Annotated in this window: 14 protein-coding genes; 10 read left to right on the forward strand and 4 right to left on the reverse strand. The window is 43.3% G+C overall.

The window, feature by feature from the left end:
• Window positions 1–141: 141 nt before the first annotated feature.
• Together D0C16_RS02230 and D0C16_RS02235 are read left to right on the forward strand one after the other, a co-directional pair.
• On the forward strand, window positions 142–3,978 hold the full coding sequence (locus D0C16_RS02230; protein ID WP_151030822.1) for a TonB-dependent receptor domain-containing protein: 3,837 nt from the start codon (window positions 142–144) through the stop codon (window positions 3,976–3,978).
• A 185-nt stretch (window positions 3,979–4,163) separates the two neighbouring features.
• Window positions 4,164–5,759 (forward strand): tryptophan halogenase family protein, encoded by a 1,596-nt coding sequence (locus D0C16_RS02235; protein ID WP_225318877.1) that lies wholly within the window; start codon window positions 4,164–4,166, stop codon window positions 5,757–5,759.
• 45 nt (window positions 5,760–5,804) lie between these two features.
• Here the strand turns inward: D0C16_RS02235 and D0C16_RS02240 are convergent, their stop codons facing one another.
• Complete coding sequence (locus tag D0C16_RS02240; protein WP_151030823.1) at window positions 5,805–7,325, reverse strand: tryptophan halogenase family protein; 1,521 nt, start codon at window positions 7,323–7,325, stop codon at window positions 5,805–5,807.
• Window positions 7,326–7,564: 239 nt separating this feature from the next.
• On the opposite strand from D0C16_RS02240, the gene D0C16_RS02245 reads away from it, so the two are divergent.
• Entirely contained in the window at window positions 7,565–8,218 is a 654-nt protein-coding gene (locus tag D0C16_RS02245; RefSeq protein ID WP_151030824.1) for a hypothetical protein, read from the forward strand.
• Between the two features lie 128 nt (window positions 8,219–8,346).
• On the opposite strand, the gene D0C16_RS02250 is transcribed toward D0C16_RS02245, so the two are convergent.
• Together D0C16_RS02250 and D0C16_RS02255 are read right to left on the reverse strand one after the other, a co-directional pair.
• Entirely contained in the window at window positions 8,347–9,147 is an 801-nt protein-coding gene (locus D0C16_RS02250; protein ID WP_151030825.1) for an alpha/beta hydrolase family protein, read from the reverse strand.
• A gap of 5 nt (window positions 9,148–9,152) precedes the next feature.
• Window positions 9,153–10,268 carry a Zn-dependent alcohol dehydrogenase gene (locus D0C16_RS02255; RefSeq protein WP_151030826.1) on the reverse strand — a complete coding sequence of 372 codons (1,116 nt, stop codon included), beginning with the start codon at window positions 10,266–10,268 and terminating at the stop codon, window positions 9,153–9,155.
• A 177-nt stretch (window positions 10,269–10,445) separates the two neighbouring features.
• On the opposite strand from D0C16_RS02255, the gene D0C16_RS02260 reads away from it, so the two are divergent.
• From D0C16_RS02260 to D0C16_RS24745, 7 genes are all read left to right on the forward strand, one after another.
• Window positions 10,446–11,312: an AraC family transcriptional regulator gene (locus tag D0C16_RS02260; protein ID WP_151030827.1), complete on the forward strand. Its 867-nt coding sequence runs from the start codon at window positions 10,446–10,448 to the stop codon at window positions 11,310–11,312.
• A 311-nt stretch (window positions 11,313–11,623) separates the two neighbouring features.
• The gene (locus tag D0C16_RS02265) at window positions 11,624–14,020 is read left to right on the forward strand and encodes a beta-galactosidase (RefSeq protein WP_225318878.1); all 2,397 of its coding nucleotides are present in this window, start codon (window positions 11,624–11,626) and stop codon (window positions 14,018–14,020) included.
• 132 nt (window positions 14,021–14,152) lie between these two features.
• Window positions 14,153–16,513 carry an alkaline phosphatase D family protein gene (locus D0C16_RS02270; RefSeq protein ID WP_151030828.1) on the forward strand — a complete coding sequence of 787 codons (2,361 nt, stop codon included), beginning with the start codon at window positions 14,153–14,155 and terminating at the stop codon, window positions 16,511–16,513.
• A gap of 260 nt (window positions 16,514–16,773) precedes the next feature.
• The gene (locus D0C16_RS02275; RefSeq protein ID WP_151030829.1) at window positions 16,774–18,207 is read left to right on the forward strand and encodes a carbohydrate-binding protein; all 1,434 of its coding nucleotides are present in this window, start codon (window positions 16,774–16,776) and stop codon (window positions 18,205–18,207) included.
• A 78-nt stretch (window positions 18,208–18,285) separates the two neighbouring features.
• On the forward strand, window positions 18,286–20,079 hold the full coding sequence (locus tag D0C16_RS02280) for a carbohydrate-binding protein (RefSeq protein ID WP_151030830.1): 1,794 nt from the start codon (window positions 18,286–18,288) through the stop codon (window positions 20,077–20,079).
• A 192-nt stretch (window positions 20,080–20,271) separates the two neighbouring features.
• Window positions 20,272–20,532 (forward strand): hypothetical protein, encoded by a 261-nt coding sequence (locus tag D0C16_RS02285; protein ID WP_151030831.1) that lies wholly within the window; start codon window positions 20,272–20,274, stop codon window positions 20,530–20,532.
• Window positions 20,533–20,541: 9 nt separating this feature from the next.
• Window positions 20,542–20,730: an SIP domain-containing protein gene (locus tag D0C16_RS24745; RefSeq protein ID WP_151030832.1), complete on the forward strand. Its 189-nt coding sequence runs from the start codon at window positions 20,542–20,544 to the stop codon at window positions 20,728–20,730.
• Window positions 20,731–20,872: 142 nt separating this feature from the next.
• Here D0C16_RS24745 and D0C16_RS02295 read toward each other — a convergent pair whose 3' ends face one another.
• The gene (locus D0C16_RS02295) at window positions 20,873–23,191 is read right to left on the reverse strand and encodes a beta-galactosidase (RefSeq protein WP_151030833.1); all 2,319 of its coding nucleotides are present in this window, start codon (window positions 23,189–23,191) and stop codon (window positions 20,873–20,875) included.
• Window positions 23,192–23,198: the final 7 nt, after the last annotated feature.

The following is a 23,198-nucleotide window of genomic DNA, read 5'->3' on the forward strand; positions in this document are numbered from 1 at the left end:
TAACAATCTACAATTGATTATTGACAATGATAAATAGCTGAGTAGTATTGTAATTGGCGTTAAAACTTAGCTTTTGTGCTCGATCCATGGAAGTGGGCGGCATAAAATAAAAAAATAAATACCTTACATGGGGGCTTTACGATGTCAAACATTACTCACCGCCTTAGAATTACGGCGCTGTCAGCGGCAATCTGTGCGGTTAACAGCGGTGTTGTCTATGCGCAACAAGAAGCAGTTTCTGCACAGCAAGATCAAGATGTGGAAGAAGTTGTGGTTACTGGTATTCGCGGGTCTATCAAAAGATCTGTGGATGACAAGCGTGAGGCACGCAAAATTGTCGATACCATCAACGCTGAAGATATTGGTAAATCAACCGACCAAAATATCGCGGAAGCATTGAACCGCGTTTCAGGCGTTAGTATGAATACCTCTGATGGTGAGGGTAAGACTGTTTCTATTCGCGGTGCAAACGCGGATCAGACCGTCGTTACTATGAATGGTACAGCGTTGGGGTCTACCGGCTTTTCTCAGGGTGTTGATTTGTCTTCCTATTCAGCCGACATCCTTTCAAAAATTGAAGTTATCAAAACGCCATCAGCAGATGATGAAGAGGGTTCGCTTGGCGGCTTGGTGAATTTGACCACTCGCAAACCGTTGGATATTAAGGAAGATGTTCGTACCGTTTCCCTGCAGGGCCGTATGGATGATCAATCCGAGGAGTTTGATCATAAATTTGTAGGTACTTTTTCGCAGAAATTCGCCGATGACTCAATTGGTGTTCTTGTTACAGTGAATGATGAAGAAAATAAACTTCGTCGCGATCAATATCATGCGCAGGATTACAGTACTTTTGGTTCAAATGCTTATACAGATGGACGCACAGGGCAAGCCTATGCTAACTCAACTGCGATGGCTATCGATGCCGCATCAGCTGCGGCTGCAGGGCGTGCTCCTACATTTGCAGGTGCTCAGGCGGTAGATCCATACGCGAATCCTCTATTTTGGACTCATGGTGGTGCTGAGCATAACCGCTCAATAGTTCAGGGCTTGGCGCCCAATCAGATGGGGTATCAATTATTTGAAAATGATTACAAGCGTCAAGGTGTTGACTTGTCGCTTCAATGGCAAGCCAGCGATACAACCGATCTCACCTTTTCTGCAAATTACAGTCAGGCAGATGTTAGTAACCGTATGGACGGTGTATTTGTAAACACCTCTCGTATGAGTAACTTTATTGACGGTGCTTCACAGCAAGGGTTGGGGTTGGGTTCTGAGTTTTGGGGCCGTACGAGTTTTTACGATAACAACCCAGTGGAATACGGTGGGACCGAGGGGGGAGCGCCAACTGACAATGATCAAATGCAGTGGACAGATCCTCAGCAGCAGTGGCATGTGTTGGATCCTAAAACACGTACTTGGACTACCCTGCTGAATCGCGAAAGCATTGGTTCTATTGAGGCTTCGGTAAATAATTACGAAACTGAAAACTCACTCTACGCGTTAGAGCTTAATCATGATTTCTCGGATCGTTTCCGTATGGTTGCGGGCGCATCTGTAAATGAATCAATCCAAACACCAAAAAATAATGTGTATTTGACGGCGAACACCAGCCGTGTAGTGGGTCCTTGGAACTTGCACCATGTACCTGCAAACTTGCTTAATCCTGCGGGCTACGATTGTTCCAGCGGTAACTGCCGCTTAAATGGTGGTTACACTGCGCCGGCCTCTTTGGGAAACAATGTTGATCTGGATCCTAGCTTAAATGATTTGTGGGATAACATAGGCACCTCAGGTTTTGACCCTGACGTTCTTGAAAACCACACACTAAGTTATATTCAGGCAACTATCACTGAGGTGAGTGATAAACAAGAAACGGCGTTTGTTGATTTTGATTTTGATCTGGACTCTTACGGAATTACAACTGTAGAGTTTGGCGCGAAGGTTACTCATCGCGAAAAATTTGTTAATAACCAATCCGGTACACCGCGCCCGAGTGATGAGCGTGTGCAGAGCATTAGTCCGTTTACCGGTGAAACTCTGTCAATTGACGCCAGTAACATCAATTTGATTCAGGTAACCAATTTTGCGGATGGCAAAGTGGATGCAAACGGCTTCTTAAGTGGCTTGGGTTACGCTAAAGATAACATCACTGATGGCTGGCTGCGCTTCGATCCAATTGCTGCGATTAATGCTGTATCTCAAGGCGAGCGCGCCTTTACTTTGGATAATACTCAAACCCGTGGCGCTGAGTTTGACAATGTGTCAGCGTATATTAAGGCAAATTTTGAATTCATGGATGAACGCATTCAGGGTGATGTTGGCTTCCGCCATGTTCGCACTGAGGTGGAAACCAACGGTTTCGCAGGTACCGTATTTGGCACTACCAGTTCAAATGGCGGCAGGGTTATAGACCCAATTCAGTTGATGAGAATGCGTGAAGTTGGGGCAGGTGGTGTCCAGTGCCCTTCATTGGCTGAAACACCAAGTCCATTGGATTACGGCACAAATTCCATTTTCTGGAATCCGCAGAATGGTAGTACAGATACTACGTTGGGTACTAACTACAGTCTGACGCAATTCTTTGAGCGTAATCGCTGGGCGCGTGTTGATGGCACTGGCTTCAATACTAATGGCACGCCGTTTGACTATAGTGATGATACTCCAATTGCCGCTACTAATAGTGGTCTTTGCTACGATCCAATCCTAGAACCTGGCGTTATTCCAAGCTCGTTCTTTGAGCGAAATTTGGTGCGATACGCCGATATCTCTACTGATCTGACCTATCCGTTTGATGCCAATGGTGTTCGCCAATTGACTGAGTCAGGCAATATCGTATCGAACGATCGCAGCCGCAACTCTGTTGCAGCAATTGATAATCATACCTACGACATTATTCTGCCAAGTTTGAACGTGAGTTTTGCCGCGAGAGAAGATTTGATTACTCGTTTTGCTGCGTCTAAAACCATGGCTCGCCCACCAATTGATGATTTACGTGCAGGTGCGCGCACCAATGAAGGGGATATTTTTGGTTCAGGCATAGCTTTGCGCCCGAGCTCCACCGTGCAATTGTTTACCGCGAAAATTGATCCGCTTGAATCCACCAATTTGGATTTTTCAGTTGAATGGTACTTCAATGACTCGGGCATGGTTTCGGCAAATATCTTTACCAAAGATATTAAAAACATGATCGAGGTGAAAGATTATTTGTCATATATTGGAGATCTGCGTAAGACAGCGGCTAACCCAGATGGTACTAGCTACAGTAACGGAGTATTTAGTGTTGATGGTCAGGATATTCCTTTGCTGTTGTCAGCAGCTGATGTGAATACCTGTATGCCTCGTCGTTTGCAAGGTGAAGCAGCATTATCGGGTACTCCTGAATTAATTTATGGAAACAACCCCGATTATCTATGTAACCAGTACACAGTGACTCAGAACGTAAACGCGGCAAAGGCATCGGTAGAAGGTATTGAATTGAACTACGTTCAAAACTTTGACTTCTTACCGGGTATCTGGTCCGGTTTGGGCACCTCTATGAACTTTACCTATCAAGAAGGTACCTTTGATAAGTCTCGTGAAGTAATTCCTGGCGCGCCAAAAGAATCCTACAACGCGACAGTCTATTGGGCGCAAGATGGTCACCAAATTCGCCTTGCTTGGTCTGGTGCGAGTGATGTGTTAGAGCAAACAGCCTTTGCCGGTGGTTCGCGTTGGAGAGAAGGTCGTCAAACATTGGATCTGTCCAGCAGCTATGCATTAACTGACTCGATCAGCCTGCAATTTGACGTAGCCAACTTGACTAACGAAACTGTGCGCACTTACTTCACTAGTCGTACCTTGGTATTGCCTGATGCCAATGGTAATCCAATTACCTTTAATGAGGGCTCGGCTATTAACGGCAATGCACCTACCAACCGTACTCTTGATGAATACACTGTTGGCAGAACATTCCGTGTAGGTATTCGTGCGGAGTTCTAAGTGATGGAAGGGCTGACAAATCTTGATTTGTTAGTCTGATAAAAATGAAGCGCTTTGGGTTTACCTCAAGGCGCTTTTTTTTGGATAAATATTTTTAACTGAAAATGTTGCCTAGTGAGACTATTATCAATATTCGGGCGCATTGCGCAAAATCACGCAATTAAATATTTAACAGGTGTAGTGTTTTGTCATCGAAACGATTTGTCATAGTGGGCGGTGGAACGGCGGGTTGGATGACGGCAATGTTATTCCAACATGCGTTTCAGGATTGTACGATTACGCTTGTTGAATCTGCGGCTACCGGAATTATCGGTGTAGGTGAAGGCTCTACGCCGGCATTAAAAGCGTTTATGGATGCTTTAGGCATCAGTGAAAGCGAATGGATGTCAGTTTGTCAGGCAACCTATAAATCGGGTATATCATTTAGGGGTTGGTCAACAAGAAATGGGTTTGAAGAATATTTTCATCCATTTTTTTCTCATTTTGATCGCGACCATATTAAAGCGCTTATATTTAATTCCGAATTGCGACGTGCAGGTAAACGTGTGCATGCGCATCCTAATTTGTTTAGTTATGCAAGCTACTTGGCTGCGAATTCTCTGTGCCCGATTACCCCATACGCTTTTCCATTTGAAGTTCAATATGGCTATCATTTTAATGCAGCTATGTTAGGTTCTTTCTTAAAAGAAAAAGCCATTGAGCGGGGAGTGGTATGGAAAAGTGCGCATGTCGAAAACATTGCATTAAATGCAGAAGGTGATATTGCACACTTGGCGTTCGAGGGTGGGGCAATACTTGAGGGCGATTTTTTTGTCGATTGCACGGGCTTTGCTTCGCTTATTACCGGCAAAACACTCGGCACTCCTTTTATTCCCTATAGTGATGTTTTATTTAACGATCGTGCCGTGACCTTAGCCTCTCCAGTGGAGAAGGTTATTTCAACGCAAACTGTAGCTACTGCATTAAATAATGGTTGGGCTTGGAAAATTCCTCTGCAAAATCGTGTGGGAAATGGCTATGTGTATAGTTCAGCTTTTTGTAGCGAAGCTGAGGCAGAGGAAGAGTTGCGCGCGCATCTGAATATGAATAATGGCGAAGGCGAAGCGCGTCATTTAAAAATGCGGGTTGGGCGAGCCAAAACTATGTGGAATAGAAATTCCCTGGCAGTTGGTTTGTCGCAAGGATTTTTAGAGCCATTAGAAGCAACGGCATTGGCGTTGGTGCAATTAACGCTTGTTAGGTTTGTTAAATTGTATAAAGCGGGTGTATATACCAATCAATACGCAGAGCAACTGAATTCAGAAATCGCAGAAGCGTTTGATAATGTGAAGGACTATATACATACACATTATTTAACGTCCGACCGTGAGGATACACCTTACTGGCGCGCCTGCCGCCAAAATTCTGCGGCGGCATCGAATCGCCTTAAACTGGTGTTACAAACTTGGTTGAGTGGTGCGGATATTAGTGAGGCGCTGCAAAGCACGGGGCTTAATCGCCATTATAAAGTGAATTCCTGGGTGTACTTGTTGAGTGGTATGGGAATATTTCCTCCCGAGCATCAACTGGTGCAAGCCAGCCCGGATGATTTGGCTAAAGTACCGTTGGATTCAATTGTCGATTTTTTTGAGCGGTGCGCGTTAAATCATATGCCGCAAGCAGAAGCCTTAAATATTCTGCGCACTGGTGCGAGTCCATTTTCTGTAGAAGGTCGCAATAAAGCGAGTAAAGAGCAGGCTCTTGCGCGTTTGCTTGGTCTTAACTTCGCTGTTTCATCCTAGGCCTATTCGCTGTTTGGTGTAAATGAGGCGCGAATGTAGGACGAGTTATATTTCTGCGCGCAGAGTCCCCAATATGCTTTGGTGCGAATCAGGAATTTTATTCACCTCATTTTTAATGGCGTAGGATACATTCTGCAAAAATTGAATATAGTGGGGGGCTATGTCGGCCGGCATAGAAAATTTTTCGTAATTGAGGAAAAATTTTTGACCTATTAATACTTCCAGCCAGCTATCGGTGCCAAAAATAGACGCTTCCGGTGGTGAGATCCAACCAGTTTTAGAAAACTCATTGAGTAACTTATCAAGTGATGCTGGGCGAGGCCCTGATTTTCGCTCTTTCCAGAACGAGTCCTCATCGCGTTGATTACAAAGGTAATGCACCATTAAAAAATCGCGCACTCCTTCAGTCTCCGAGCACCACGCACGATTAAATTTCTCTCTCCCTACCGCATTTAATTCATTATTGTCGATACTGTCGCGCAACTTTCTCGCATAAGCGCAAATTAAATGAATGCTGGTGGATTCCAATGGCTCTAAAAATCCTGCTGATAGGCCTATGGCTACACTATTAAGTGTCCACGGGGATGACAGTCGCCCGGTAATAAATTCTATTTTGCGTGGGGTAGTTAATAGATCGCCCTCAATACCCTCTAATAAGTGTTGTTTCGCCGTATCGTAATCCATATTTTTTGAGCAATAGACAATGCCATTACCGGTGCGGTTCTGAAGCTGGATTTCCCAGCGCCATCCGGCTGCGTGGGCAATTGAGCGAGTGTACAAACGAGGCGCTTTATTCAATGTTGTTTGTGCTGCAATTGCAGTATCACAAGGCAAGTATGCTTGCCAGTTATCAAAGTTTGCTTTTAATGCTTGTTTATTTAGGACGCCATGCATTCCCGAGCAGTCTACATATAAATCGGCGCTGAGTGTTTCGCCATCCTCCGCAATAAGTGCGGTTATACCGTTTTCATCTGTTTCGACTTTTACTATGTGCTTGGAAATGTGGATTGCGCCATTGTGCAACGCTTTTTCTCGAAGTAATCGAGCCAGAAGAGATGCATCAAAATGAAGTGCGTAAAGTAGGTTGCTTAAAGGGTAGAAGAGGCCGTTTGTGTTTTCGGGCGCTTTTGAACCGCGAGAAAACTTATCTGAATAAGCCGCAACAGCGGAAGGAATATAAGGTGTGAGGTCAGGATTTTTAAAATAGCGTGCCGTGCTTAACCAAATTTTAAAAAACTCAGCCTGTCCTAGGTTGTGCCCCATGTTGCCAAAACCATGCATATAGCGTTCGCCGGGACGGGACCAGTTTTCAAATTGAATGCCATACTTAAATGTTGCTTGGCAGTGCTTAACCAGATCCTGGTCGCTTATTTCTATATAATTTAAGAGATCGTAAATGGTGGGAATACTTGCTTCCCCAACGCCTATGGTTGGAATTTCTGCTGTATCAACTACTACAATCTGATAACCATGTGTTTCCCATTTTTTAGATAAAATAGCGCCCGTCACCCAACCAGCGGTTCCTCCGCCCAGAACAATGATTTTTTTGGAATGAGATTTGAGCATTTATAATTGCCTGTTGATAAATTTGGGTGGTGCAGTATGGTCAGCACTATAGTCGTTATTTGCCCATTATATTGGCGTTAGGATATATCGGAGGAAAAAACAGCTATTTATTTTATTGATAAATGTTAACATTATACATATATTGGTGTCGCATTTTCTTTAATTCAGGAACTGTTTGAAATATGGTGAATGTGCCTAGAGTATGTGTTGTCTATATTAATCATTTAAAGGATAGATAAATGTTACATAAAAAATTAGTGTTTTTATTTTCTTCAATTTTGTTATTGCTTTCGGGCTCAAGTTTTGCTGATTTTGGCCCTTTCAATAACCCTCAAGCATCTGGAACGGTAAAGAGTGGCTTAGGTGCAGTGAGTGGTATGTATATTTCGAATGTTCCAATTTTTGTAATGGATACAAAAGCCGTTATCGACTCATATTGTGTGTCCAAGGGCTATGAGATAGCCACTAGAACAACTGTTTCCTATGGGTCGAATAGTGGTGCTGTATTTGTGGCTATTGGCGGTGCATCGCACACAAATGCTGTTGTATCTACATATCAGGCCGGAATGCCCATCATAACTCAGGTCTGGTGTGACTATTCTGCTCAACCTACTGCAGTGGTTACTTATGGTCCTTTTGAGAATCCTGTGGGATCCGGTTATGTGAAATCCGGTGCTTACACAGGGCAGTATGTGACAGGTCGGTTGTTTAGTGGAGACACAATTTTGCTCAACTCTTGGTGTGTTTCTAAAGGTTATACCCGATACTTAAAACAAGAGCATGCATTTGGTTATGTCGGTTTTCTTGCCGGGAGCGGAACTGTTATGACTGATTTAAATATGTCATACAGTAATGGATCTACTCCATACACAGCAAAATTATGGTGCCAGTAATCTTGGTCTTATATTGATTTTAAATAATATCTGTGGACACAACTTTTTTTAATATTTGTAGGTTGTTTTTCCGACCCTAAATTAAATGTTTAGGGTCGTATTTTCAGAAAAAGGCAGCAATAAAAAGTTTAATGGCTTTGTAACTTATTAAAGAATATAAATGATCGCTTGATATTGTTGTGCCAATAGTCCCACTCATGTTTACCGGGTAGCGTTTCAAGTTCAGCAATATTACCTATGCCTTGAATATTTTTATTGAAGTTTAAATTTCCTTGATATAGTTGATCATCTATACCGCAATCAAATCGGATGGGCGGCAATGAATTCTTGTGGCGTTTAATCCAATAAAGTAATTCTGATTCTTGGGGATTTTCACAATCATAAATGCTTAATTCATCATTTACGAAAAGCGCCATTTCTCGAATATCTGTTATTGATGAGTGCGCCGATATACCTTTAAAAATTGTAGGGTATTTGGCCCCTAGACGCAGTGCGCCATAACCGCCCATAGATAGCCCAGCAATATATACATTGGAAGCAGGTGAGGCGGACGGGTTGCACTTTATAACCGCAGTAATCACATCTTCCACAATCCATTTTTCATAATTTTCACCGTTTGCCAGCGGTAAATAAGCTGAGCCGCCATAAAAACCGCCGTCGGAAGGCATCACCAATATCATTTGGCTGAGGCCACCTTTGGCGTATTCATCGCTATAGGCCTTGTGTGCACCGCCCAAACCCGACCATACCCAGTGATTGCCGTAAACACCGTGCAATAAAATGACAATCGGCAAGTCTTTGCCATCGGGATGAGCGTTAAAGACGCTGATATCGCAGCGTCGGTTTAAGTGTGAACTCTGAACGGTGAGTAATTGAAAATGTTCAGCTAGATATTCCGGGTTGGATTGTTCAATTCTAATAACAGCCATTTGAATTATTCCTCGTCATCAAAGACAACAACACCTTTGGCGATACGGCCATTAATTAAATCATCAAAACCCTGCGCTACATCTTCAATGCGATAGGTTTTAGTGACCAACTCATCCAATTTTAATTGACCCGCGCTATATAAATCCAAAATGCGTGGAAAATCCCGGTCGGGATTGCACATGCCATAAAGTGGATTGATATAGATTTTGTCCCATTCAAATAATTCACAGTCAAAATCAATGCGCTGCTCAATGCCACTGACTTGCACCGCCGTTCCGGCACTACGAATAAGTTTGAGTGGTGCTGAGCCAAGCGCGGGAACAGCGGTGCACTCAAAAGCATAGTCTGTACCGCGCCCGCCGTTGATCGCACGTACTTGCGTGGCTACTTCGTTAAAATCCTTATCATCTCGTGTCGCTATGACACCGTGGGTCGCACCGAATTTTTTAGCTTGATCCAAGCGCTCGCTATTGATATCAATGGCGATAATTTTATTGGCGCCTGACAATTTTGCCGCTTGAATAACATTTAAGCCGACGCCACCACAACCAATTACACAGACGGATGAGCCCAGCTTGACGTTGGCGGCATTGACTACAGAGCCCCAGCCCGTCATAACACCGCAACCAATAATTGATGCGGTGGCGTAAGGGATGTCGCAGTGAATTTTGACTACTGCAGATGCTTTAACAATAGTATGTTCAGACATAGTGCCGAGATGAAAAGAGCGTTCAATCGGCGCGCCCTGATGGCTTGCAGCATCTGGGTGTGCATGCCCACAAAGACCTTGCCCGCACACCGGTGAATTTATTTCGCAGATATGAGTATTGCCTTCGCGGCATTGAAAACAGTGACCACAGGGAATTGCCCAGTTTAAGATAACTCTATCACCAGCTTTCACTTTGGTTACTGCTGAACCAACGGCCATAACTATGCCAGCACCTTCATGGCCAACAATAAAAGGTTTGTTCCAGGTATTGATGGAGTCCCAGTCGGTGTGGCAAATGCCCGATGCTTTTAATTTAATCAGCACCTCGTCTTGTGCCGGAGTACCAATGGCAATTGTGGTTAAATGGAAGTTTCCTTTGCCATCAGACAATATGGCTTTTGAATGAATCATAAAAGTTAGCTCCAGTAAAGTTCGTGAAGTAGGTGTGAATGGGTTAAAAACGAAATATATAGACTAGAATTAGTTTGATTTTCATTGTTGATGATCGGCCATAGCTAAAAAATATTGCTATCGCATTAAAAATATAATCAACTTTATTCCAAGAATATTGACTACTGGAAAATGAGCATGGGCAAAAACAACGTATATTGCGAGCCGTTTTGCATACAGCATGGTTATGATTTTGAAATTCATCATGTGGTGTATTCGGAGGACTCTCCTTATTCCTGTTTTATGCATTTTCATGAAGTTCACGAACTTATCGTCTTTGATTCTATTGAGGGAACTTTTTTTTACAGCCAAGGCAAGTCAGCTTTGTGCGATCAGGATCTCGTCTTCACTCCCGCATTGGAAACCCATGATTTTGAGCTGTCATCGCGCAATAAATCCTGGTACATCATCCAGTTTTTACCTACCCTTTTGCTGTCCCCTGGACTAGAGCAGGCAGAGAATTTCTTTAAATATGGAATGCACTTACGCCTGAAACCTGAGGATGCAAGTGCCATTCAAACCCTGTCACAATGGCTGCTGGATTCCTATCGTGAATCACCTTCCAGCAATCGCAGCCAGGCATTGTTGCTCGCGCTGTTAACCTGGGTGGCAGATCGCGCAACTCCGTTAAAACCTCCGCACTATGACACGCTGTTAAAATCTTCCGGTTACATGAAGCTGGAGCCGGTAATTAATTTATTTCGCCACCATAAAAGTGTTGAGCTTTCCCTGGATCAGGCCGCGGAGTTGTGTTGTATCTCTCCGGCGTATTTTTCACGCTTGTTTAAATCCGTATTTCGCTGCAATTATTCTGACTACAATGTTAAACACCGGCTTTACAGCGCTGCACGAATGTTAAGTCAAAGCCAGTTTTCCATTACTGAGATCAGTTACGAGCTCAATTTTTCCAGCCCCTCTCATTTCATTTCCCAATTCAAAAAACTATTTGGTGTAACTCCAAAGAAATTCAAAACCACCATGCTACAGCGGGTTACCGAGCTCTAGATCTGGTGGGTCATTATTGGTGTGTTGCAATAGATCCGCGCATTGAGCCGATTTAATGTAGCAAAATGCATCTGTTAGAAATGGCACGAATAAAGCCAGGAATGTCATTTATTTGACATTCGGAATGCAGCCATGTCTTGATTTGTTAAGAGCTCATCGCCAAGGTTGATAAAATGCCGGCATGGTGTATATTGTTTATTGTTGACAAAATAATGACTGCAGACTTAGGAAATTGGCTGTTTCATAAGGTTTTTTTAAGAAATCGCGGTTGTTGATAACACTTCAATATATAAATTAAAAATAGGTGATTCATGATGTGTTCGAGTTATAAGCTTGATCGGCCCATTACTTTGTTTCTGAAAACCAGCGTGCTTAGTGTGGCTGCGCTGTTCTTAATCGCCTGTCAGGAAGAGGCGGCAGATAAGGGCGCTGCTGTATCCGAAGTTAAATCAATGCCTGCGGATAAGGTGTTGTTTGATTTTGAAGGCGATCAGTTACCGGCAGAAATTAGTTTTTTTAACGCTCAGGGAAGTTTGGTTAAATCCTCAGCGAGTGATACCTCCGCATCGCAAGCATTAAAAGTAAAGTTCAACTCTGTTGATCATGAATACACCTCCTTAGTTATCCAGCCAAAGTCAGATACATGGAATTGGAGTGATATTGGCGATGCTAGTCTTGCCTTTGATATTGCCAATGACGGTGAGCATTCCGTACAGCTATTTTTAGATGTGTCTGATGCAAAAGGTAATAGCTTTACTCGCAGCGTCAGTGTGCCGGTAGGCAAGTCCCGCGTTTATTATTCCAAGTTAAGTGGCCACGATATGGTCAGTGCAAATCCGGATTCCAAAGTGGAGTTGAATGCAGCCTCAGGATTGCGCGGCAACCCGCCGACCTGGTCTGGCGATGATGTGCAGTTCATCTGGATGTGGGGCGTTATGAATTTGGATTTGTCCGCTATTAAGCGCATATCCTTAAGTGTTCAATATGCTTTGCACGATAAAGAAATCACCCTCGACAATATTCGGGTTATTAAAAGCCCTGCAATGAATAAAGATTTCCTGGTCAATCTGGTCGATAAATTTGGCCAGCCAGCCAAAGTGGATTTTGCCGGTAAGATTCATTCTGAGACAGAGTTGCAAGCAGCAACCCAGAGCGAGTTGAAAGAGCTAAATAACGGTGCGCCACTAGCCGATAGATCTACATTTGGCGGTTGGAAAAATGGTCCGAAACAACCTGCAACAGGCTATTTTTATCCTAAAAAAGTTGATGGAAAATGGTGGTTGGTTGATCCAGAAGGGTATCTTTATTTTGCGACAGGATTGGATATCATACGTTTAGCCAATGCATACACTATGACTGGCTATGATTACGATGCTTCAACTATTGAGCAGCGCAGTGCCGATGATTTGACTCCCGAAGACTCGAAAGGAAAAATCCTTATTTCAGAAGAGGCGCAAAAAACCCGTCATTTGGTTTCTAAAACTCGCGCCGACATGTTTGAGTGGTTGCCCAAGCACACTGACCCTTTGGGTAATCACTATGATTACAATCGTGATGCCCACTCAGGCCCACTGCTAAAAGGCGAAGCCTTTAGTTTCTATAGTGCCAATCTTGAGCGTAAATACGGTGAAACAGAACCTGATTCCTATTTGCGCCAATGGGAAAAAGTTACTGTGGATCGCATGTTGAATTGGGGTTTCACCTCGCTAGGAAACTGGACTGATCCAAAATTCTACAGCAATCAACGCATTCCTTATTTTGCCAATGGCTGGATTATTGGCAACTTCAAAACAGTTTCCAGTGGCAATGATTTTTGGGGCGGTTTGCCTGATCCATTTGATCCGGTATTTAAAGAGCGCGCACTTGCCACGGCCAAGGCTATTGCTGAAGAAACTAAAAATAGCCCTTGGTGTGTCGGCGTATTTATTGATAACGAAAAAAGCTGGGGGCGCTCAGAAAGCAAAGAGTCTGAATATGGCATAGTGTTAAATACACTGACTCGCGATGGCGCAGACTCGCCAACGAAAAATAAATTTACGCAGTTGATGAAAGAAAAGTATGTGGATATAGCAGCATTAAATACCGCATGGGGAACCTCAGTTGAATCCTGGGATGCATTTCAAAAAGGTGTAAAAACTGGCATTAACAACGATGTTCAATTGCAAGATTTCAGTCTGTTATTTACCCAGTATGCTGAAGAGTATTTCAAAATTGTTGAGGGCGCCTTAACACAATATATGCCTAATCACCTGTACTTGGGTGTGCGTTTTGCAGATTGGGGAATGCCAAAAGATGTAGTTAAAGCAGCGGCAAAATACGCCGATGTTGTTAGCTATAACTTCTATAAAGAAGGTTTAACCAAAAATAAATGGACGTTTTTAGCGGAGCTGGATAAACCCAGCATAATCGGTGAATTCCATGTAGGCACAACGGAGTCAGGTTTGTTCCACCCAGGCTTGGTGCATGCGGCCAATCAGGAAGATCGTGCAAAAATGTATAAAGAGTACATGGAAACGGTTGTCGATAATCCTTATTTTATTGGTGCACATTGGTTCCAGTATATGGATTCACCGGTAACTGGCCGCTCCTATGATGGTGAAAACTACAATGTAGGTTTTGTGTCGGTGACTGATACACCCTATGCACCTATGGTGAAAGCCGCCAAAGAGCTGCACGGTGAAATGTATACTCGCCGCGCGAAAAAATAATAGTGTTTATGATCGTTTCAGAACGAAGGAGCTAGTCAGTAATGGCTGGCTCTTTTTTTAACGATGAAATATGTAATCACTACATGCAATGCAGATTTCCAATTCCCATATTTGATAAATACCGGATGTTTTATGAATGATTTTTTTTCACGTCGCGATGCATTAAAGCTGGCAGTTGCAGGTCTGGCAACTAGTGCTATTGGCTGTTCTGTAAACACGAGCAATGATAAGCCAGTAACACAACAGCTGCTTGATTCATCGGTAGCTGATACCTGGAGCAATAGCCATGATCGGGTATGGATCGGCGGCGACTATTGGGCTAACCCAATGGAGGATTGGCGTATTGTTAATGGTGGGGCTGAGTGTTTGAGTACCGGCGGAAATCGCAGCATACATTCGTTAACACATCAATTAGCAAATGTATCAGGTATTTTCTCTATTGCGGTGCGCATAAAAAAATTGACTGTCGGCGAGCAAGATGGCGGTGCCGGTATTCGCATTGGTGTGAATAGCGATATTAAAGAGTATCGCAGTAACTGTTTTGTGCAAAAAGGCTTTGATGCCGGAATTATCCACAATCAACTTGCATTGGGCGCTAAGCGCGTCGAATTACTGCAATCCTTGGGTGATGCTGAAGTTGAATTGAAGCTCTCTGGTGAGCCGCGTATTGGTGTATATGCATTGACCCTTGAAGCAAGGTTGGTCGACACAGGCAAACTAATTGGCCAAATAGATGATTTGGTTGCAACCGATCACATCATGGGTAATGTCGCTGTGGTCAGTAACTTTGCAATTTCTTCGGAAATCGCGGCGAACCCAAAAGGGACCACCTATCGGTTTTCAAAATGGACACTGCAAGGCAATGCATTTAGCAATCTACCCGAACAAAAATTTGGTCCCATTTTATGGACTATGTACAGCCTAAGTGATAGCCGCAGCGATGAAGGTTTTGTATTGAAGTTGAGCGCCTTGACTGGCCCTATGGGGGCGCAAGATAGCCATGAAGTTGAATTGCAGGTGCAGAAGTCTGGCAGTTGGAAAACTATAGCCAAGGCGCCGTTAGATTCAGATGCTTGGGTGGCTACATTCCGTATTTCGCACTGGAATGAAAAAGAAGTTACTGCGTATCGTGTGGTTTATCGCGAGCAGCGTCGGGATGGTAGTCAGGTGTCGGATTATTTTTCCGGTACTATTAAAGCCAATCCAGTGGGTAGAAATTTGCGCATGGCAGCACTGACTTGCCAAAATGATTATGCTTTTCCCTATGCCCCTGTTGCGACAAATGTTGCCAAGTTAAACCCGGATTTGGTATTTTTTTCGGGTGACCAACTTTATGAGAACCACGGTGGTTTTGGTTTAATTCGCACGCCTGCTGAGCCAGCGCTGTTAAATTATCTGCGCAAGTTTTATCAATTCGGTTGGGCGTTTCGCGATGTAATGCGCAATGCGCCCACTCTTTGTTTGCCCGATGATCACGATATTATGCAGGGCAATTTATGGGGCGAAGCTGGCGCAATGGTTTCATCTGATGCCCCTATTATTGATGGCAACGTGGATATGTGGGGCGGTTATGCGCTTCCGATACGTGTAGTGAATACCGTACATAAAACTAATACGGCACATCTTCCAGACCCCCATGATCCAACCCCTTCACTGCGCGGCATGAATGTGTATTACACCGATTTAGTGTATGGCGATGTTGGTTTTATTATTCTGGCGGATCGCCAGTGGAAGAGCGGTCCTGATCGATTGAATATTGTTGTAGGCGTGACCGGTAACGGTGAAGCTCCAACCTTTGTTAACCCTGATTTTGATCGTTCTGATTTACAGCTTTTAGGTACAAGGCAAGAAGAGTTTTTAGCGCAATGGGCGAATGATTGGCGTGGACATTCATTAAAAGCCGTGTTGAGTCAAACCGTTTTTGCTGGCATCTCAACGCATCAGCCGTTGCCCACCAAATATTTAAAATATGATTTTGACTCCAGTGGTTGGCCTGCCAGTGCACGCAATCGCGCAATTGAAATCATGCGCACCTCAAAAGCATTGCACATTTGTGGCGATACGCATTTAGGAACATTGTCGCAATATGGTGTTCACGCACAGCGCGATAGTAACTGGGCATTTTGCACACCGGCAATTGCTGCGGGCTGGCCGAGATGGTGGCGCCCTGACGATATAAAAATTCCTTTTGCACATCGCCCTGCCCATGGGCACTCACAAACCGGTGAATATTTGGATAGTTTCGGTAATAAAATTTATGTATATGCGGTTGGTAATCCCGAGGTGGGCAAGTCCAATAATCGCTATATTCAAGCTCATGAAAAGGGCAGTGGTTTTGGTTTTATTGTGTTTGATACGGTTGCAAAAACTTATACCACTCAAGCCTTTAAATTTTTAATAGATGTGGCAGATAACAGTCCGAATAATCAATTCTTAGGTTGGCCGGTGACTATTCATCAAGACGAAAATATCGGGGTGAATAGTTTGAGCTAATTGTTTAATTGCTATAGCTGATCTTCCACATGTTTTTCCATTCCCAAAGCCGCGGCCTTATACCGCGGCTTTTTTCGTTTAGACGAAAAGGTTATTTTCCTGTCTATTGAATAATGTTAACAATTAACATATATTTGGATTGTATTGATTAGACATAGATGTCGCCTGACTTATAAAAATAATAATTAACCTAGTTCAATTAAAGCCATATCAAAAAACGTTTTCCGTCCAGTATAAAAATAATCACGTGGAGCCTTGTTATGAAAAAGCATATTTCATGCTGTATTGCATTAATGTTGACCTCAGTAGCTTCGTTGGCTGCTGATTGGGATGCATATCCTGTGCCCGCTAGTGCAGGTGCTGGGAAAGTTTGGCAGCTACAGTCTCAGTCGGATGAATTTAATTACAACTTTTCTGCTACAGCAGCTGCTGCAACCTTCGGTGGTAAGTGGACTAATTTTTATCACAACACTTGGGAAGGGCCGGGGCCTACTCGTTGGATGCGCGAAAACACCTCAGTGTCTGGCGGGCAATTGCAAATAAAAGCAACACGTGTTGCGGGTGAAACCAAAACCTACGATGTGGATTTAAATCTCGATGGGGTTAATGAGCAATTCACTTCTCCTGCTACGCGTGCTGGCTGCATCACCTCAACGACTAGAGTGAAATATCCGGTATTTATTGAAGCGCGGGTAAAAATTGCCAATGCGGTAATGGCATCTGATGTTTGGATGCTCAGCCCTGACGACACAGAAGAAATTGATATTCTTGAGGCTTATGGTGGCAAAGCGGCGCGCAATGATTGGTTCGCGCAACGCTTGCATTTAAGCCATCACTTATTTATTCGCAATCCATTTACCGATTACCAACCGCGCGATGCCAGCACTTGGTACGCAGGGGCAGGGGTAACTTATTGGGCTGATAATTGGGTTCGTATAGGTGTGAATTGGGTTAGTCCAACCCGCCTTGAATATTATGTAAATGGCCAGTTAGTTAAAGTGATGGACAAACTGAATACCGTCAACGGCATTGATGGTATAGATCCGTGGAATATCACGGGTGGTAAAGGCATTACTAAAGAGATGGATATCATTATCAATATGGAAGATCAAAATTGGAATGCAGCGCAAGGGCGCCAACCTACGGATGCTGAAATTACTAATGCAAGTAATCACACCTTTAAAGTGGATTGGATTCGTGTTTATAAGCCTGTAACCGCAACAACCAGTTCATCGTCTAGTAATGGTAGCGCTGCTAGCAGTGCTTCAAGCAATACAGTTCAGCTGATCGATTTCGCCAATTATTTTGATACAGGTAAGGTTACGGCGAGTGTTTCTGGCGATAACTATATTGGTTTTAATAAGTCCGGTGGCGGCAATATTAATTACAACACGGTCGGTGATTGGGGTGATTATTTAGTGACGCTGCCTAACGACGGTAAATATAAATTTGAAATTATTACCGCATCGCCTATGACCAGCGGCCTTGGTGCAAAACTCATTATTGATGGAATTTATGTGGGAACCATCAGTGTGGGTTCTACCGGTGGGTGGGAGGTGTATAGCGCATTTGCGCTGGCTAATAGTATCTCCATTGGTGCTGGTACCCACACTGTGCGCATTGAAAGCACTGGTAGCAGCAGCTGGCAATGGAATGGCGATCAAATTCGAATTACTCGAGTTGGCTCACTCTAACCTTTAGCTAGCTTGTTAAATAATGATTGTATTTTTTACGGTTTCGTTAATATAAAAATAACTTTTGGAGTTTTTGCAATGAAAAAAATCACTTCATGTATTGCTGCAGCTTTGTTGCTGTCGGCTCCTTTGGCATCATTCGCTGCCGATTGGGATTCAGTTCCTATTCCTGCAGCAGCTGGAACAGGTAAAACGTGGCAGTTGCAGTCAATATCAGACGAGTTTAATTACACTGCTAGCCCCACCGTTAAACCGGCGGAATTTAATACACGCTGGAATCCCTCTTTTATTAATAGTTGGACTGGCCCAGGCGATAGTGAATTTAACGCTGGTCATTCCTATACTTCGGGAGGTTCTTTGGCCTTGCAATCAAGTGCAAAGGCGGGCACCAACAAAATCTATACCGGCATTATTTCGTCCAAGGAAACGTTTACTTATCCGTTGTATTTAGAGGCGCGGGTAAAACATACCGGCAACACTCTGGCAAATGCGGTGTGGATGCTAAGTGCTGATTCAACGCAAGAAATTGATGCCATGGAATCCTATGGTAGCGATCGTGCAGGGCAAGAGTGGTTTGATCAGCGTATGCATGTGAGCCACCATGTATTTATTCGCAGTCCGTTTCAAGACTATCAGCCAAAAGATGAGGGATCATGGGTTGTAAATCCGGCGGGTGGCACTTGGCGTGGCGCTATGCATGTTTACGGAGTGCACTGGAAAGACCCTTGGAATTTGGACTACTACATTGATGGCGTAAAAGTTCGTACAGTTTCCGGTCCTGCGATGATTGATCCATATAACTTTACCAATGGCACAGGCATCAATAAACCGCTGCACATTATTATTGATGTGGAGCATCAAGATTGGCGCGATGTACGACCAACAGCAGCAGAGTTGGCTGATACTAGTAAGAGCATAATGTTTGTGGATTGGATTCGCGTATACAAGCCGGTTACCAGCAGCGCGACTAGCTCCAGTAATAGTGTAAGTTCTTCAAGTAGTAGCCTGAGCAACTCAAGTAGCAGTAGTGCGACTACGGTTATTGATTTTGCAAATTATTTTGATACAGGTAAATCAACAGCAAGTGTAGCGGGTGATACCTATGTTGGTTTTAATAAGTCCGGTAGCGGCAATATTAATTATAATACTGCCGGTGATTGGGCTGACTATTTGGTTACTTTGCCGAGTGATGGGCAATACAAAATTGAAGTTACCACTGCATCGCCAATGACTAGCGGTATAGGTGCAAAGCTCAGCGTTGATGGTATTTATGTCAGCACCACTAGCTTGGCTGCAACCGGTGGTTGGGAGTTATATAGTGCCTCCACGCTGGCAAATAATTTGTCGATTGGTGCAGGCACCCATACGGTTCGCATTGAAAGTACCGGTACTAGTGCATGGCAATGGAATGGTGATGAAATTCGCGTGACCAAAGTAGGCAGCGCACCTGTCGGTTCGCCGACTACGCCAGCACCGGTGGCCATGATCATACAAGCGGAAAGTTTTTCAGCAACGGGCGGTGTTTACGATGGCTTTAAGACCTATAGCGTAAATGGAGTAAGTGCGATTAATTACAATCAGCGTGGCGACTGGGCGGATTACGCCGTTAATGTAGCGGCCGACGGCAGCTACACCTTCAACGCTTATGTCAGTTCACCCATGTCGGGGGCTGCGCTGGAAGTCAGTGTTGATGGAGTAAAAGTATTAACTCAAGCCGTGCCCAATAATGGCAGTTGGGATAGTTTCCAAAAAGTCAGCTCTGCCAGCAAAATTGCCCTAACCAAAGGCGCGCATACTATTCGCGTCACTAGTGCTGGCACCACCTCATCGACCTGGGAGTGGAATGCAGACAAGTTTGAATTGATACCCTAATAATATTTTGCGCGCGTAGTTTTAAATATCTATTAAATAATCAATGATAAAAAGATCCAGCAATCGCGATATGTTTATATCTCAATTGTTGGATCTTTTTTTTGGTTAAACAGGATTTTTGGAATTGGATGAATCCCTGCAATTAGCTTGTAGTGGTAAATCTAATTAAGATAAAACTTAAGGATTTCATAAATGAATATTAAAAATATCTTCATATTACCTTGCGTTATCTTAATGCTTTCTGCTTGCACAGGGCGGGAGATTGTCTCCGGTGTGGCTCAATTTGAAGCAGATAAATACTGCAGTAACACCAGTGATATTAGCTACTTGCAATGTGGAACCCAGGTTGATGATGAGTATGTAAAAAATAGACTGTTAAAAGAACAGCAATTGCGTGAGGCTGATGAAGCTCTGCGACAAGAAAAGTTGGAGCAATTAAAAAAAGCCAAATAACTAAGGTGGGTGATTGGCCCTTATCAAAAACGTAATCTGTTGCTGGAAAACCTTAAGAAAATCGAATGGAAAGCGGGTGAGCCTGCTATATTTATTGCTGCTGAATCAGCCCAGATGCAAGCGATAAAGCTATATGTAAAGAGTCAGCCAGGTTATAGTAAAATCCAAACTTACGCATCTGGATACTGGAAGGCATAAATACAGAATCTCTCATATCAACTATCAAAATGAAGATGCTGAGGCTGCATTAATTTCCGGGGAAAATAAATACAGCCTCAGCTCGACAATAGGTTTGACACTCGCGATCGCGATTATTGTTAAAAAAATAGTTTTTCTTTTATTATTTTCCAAAACGCTTAATGTAAAGGCTTTTATTGACTTCTTGCGCCGCCTTTACTAAGGGTGTGTAGGGGATGTCGGCAACACTTACAAAACCCACATTATAATTCTCACCGTCATAAGCCCGCCCAGTTAATGGCGAGTCAATATACTGAAACCAGTGTGCCCCCACAAAATAGGGGTTTTCAATCACACTATTGAGATAGCTTTTATATTTTTCACCGCGATCAAATTGAGATTCTGCATGTATTAACCCAGGGTTTAAGAGGCCAGAGTCAATGGCGCCATTATGGAATTCACCAATAATGCTGGGTTTGTCTAACTCAGCTAAAAAATCCCAATAAGGTTGATCAATACCTTCCCTATAATAGTTGTAGCTCATCACATCTACATATTTTGCGGCGGCTTTTAGTACTTCAGGTGTCATAGCCCAATGCGCAAAGCGTGGGCCCATATACAGATGATTCGGCATATATTTTGTTAGTGCTTTATCTACTCGACTGAAGTAGGCATCAGCATAAAGATAAAGCAATTCAGAGAAGTCGCCCAGCATTTGTGCATTATAAGATGTCAGCTCTACCGGCTGAGACAGCTGTGCCCAAGAAGTATGTTTTAAATCCCATGCGCTATTTAAGTTTTCTATATTCTGATACTTATTTTTCAGGTGATTGATAAATTCCTGTTTTAAGGGACTGTCATTAGCATTCTTTTTTAATCCATTGATAACAATTCCATACTGGAGCGAAGGGCTACCCATACTCCCCCAACTTTTTTCATTATCAATAAATACACCTACACACCATGGGTTGTCTTTTACTTCATCGGCTATTTTTTTAATGGCCTTGTTGGTGCGCTGTGTAAATACTGGGTCAAATGGATCGGGCATGGCACCCCAATAGTCGTTGCCTGAATTAACTGTTTTGAAGTCACCAATAATCCAACCATTAGCAAAATAAGGAAGTCTATTCATTTGATAGAAGCTAGCGTCCACCCAATTACCAAAGGATGTAAAGCCCCAATTATGCATACGTTTGATGGTGGTGTCGCGCCAGTCTTGCATTAGTGCTTCTTCATTTTGCGTGGCGTATTTACGGGCTAAATTAGCTCTATAGAAACTAAAGGTTTCGCCTTTTTTTAAGCTGCCAGAATGTACGCTGCGGCGATATCCATAATTGGCGCCTGCAGCTTCACTGTAGCTGGGCAGCCAAGTAAACATATCAGCCCTCAATTGGGAGCTTATATGACGCGATGGCCAAGCTTGTTTCGGGGCAGTGTTTAAACCTATCGAATCTTCGGGGGTGTAATCGCCAGCATCTCGTTGTTTGATTAGGGCAGCATCAAAATCATAACCGGTAATGGTTGAGGTGTTCGCCATGCGAATATTGGCAATACCATTCGAGAAAAATAGATAGCCTTCTGGATCAACGAGAGACCATTTACCCTGATATTTCTCCGCCCGAAAGTAACCGGTACTTTTTAACTTGGGGCCATTTATCCAGCCATTAAATGTTGAACGGGATGGGAATTGTTGGTCAGTTAAATTTTCTTGCTCTTGTTGTGAAAAACTACGTAATTGATCGGCGCTGTAAACCTTCCCAGCGAAGTCTTGTTTTGCATTTTGGCCATACTCATCAACTAAACCAGTGAGGTATTCTGGGTCAAAATTATTAGGTTTAACTACGCGGAGGTTATCAATGATTAATTGTTTATTTTCCAATACGCCTGAAATAAGCAGACGAATAGATGTGATTGCACTAGTGTCGAGTGTTTTTGTGCCGCCTCGCCAAATAGTTGAAATATAGTTATGGGGCCAACTGGGTGGGTCGTTGCGAATTCCGGTATTAAGAAGAAAAGATGGTACTTTAAGTTCAATTAAGTAACTGTTATTTGATTCAGCTGGTACGGCGACATTACTTAGTTGAAATGCTCCGCTTTTATCGTAAGTATATATGTAGATGTGGGTTGAACTTTTTGTTGAATTTTCAATATCTAACACGAGAGCTGCTGATTCATAATCATTAAAATTCCATGTGTTTGACGGGTTGATGTAAACCGATGAATCATGATTGTTGAGTGAGTCAAAATTGATTTCTAACCCGTGATTTCCCTCATTAACAATGAGTTTCGATCTGGCGTTTTGTAGCTCAATTGCTTTTATGTCGCTCTCGTTTTCAAAATCAAGCAGAATTCGTTCTTTAACTTCAAGCAGGTTAATTTTATCATTCTTGCCTTTTTTGTGTTTTGGTTCAGCGCAGGATGCTATTAAAAATAGACTAATTATGCACAATATAATTTGATTAAGATGTTGTGAGTTTTTCATTGGTAGG

Origin of the sequence: Cellvibrio sp. KY-GH-1, assembly GCF_008806975.1 — a bacterium.
Lineage (GTDB): Bacteria > Pseudomonadota > Gammaproteobacteria > Pseudomonadales > Cellvibrionaceae > Cellvibrio.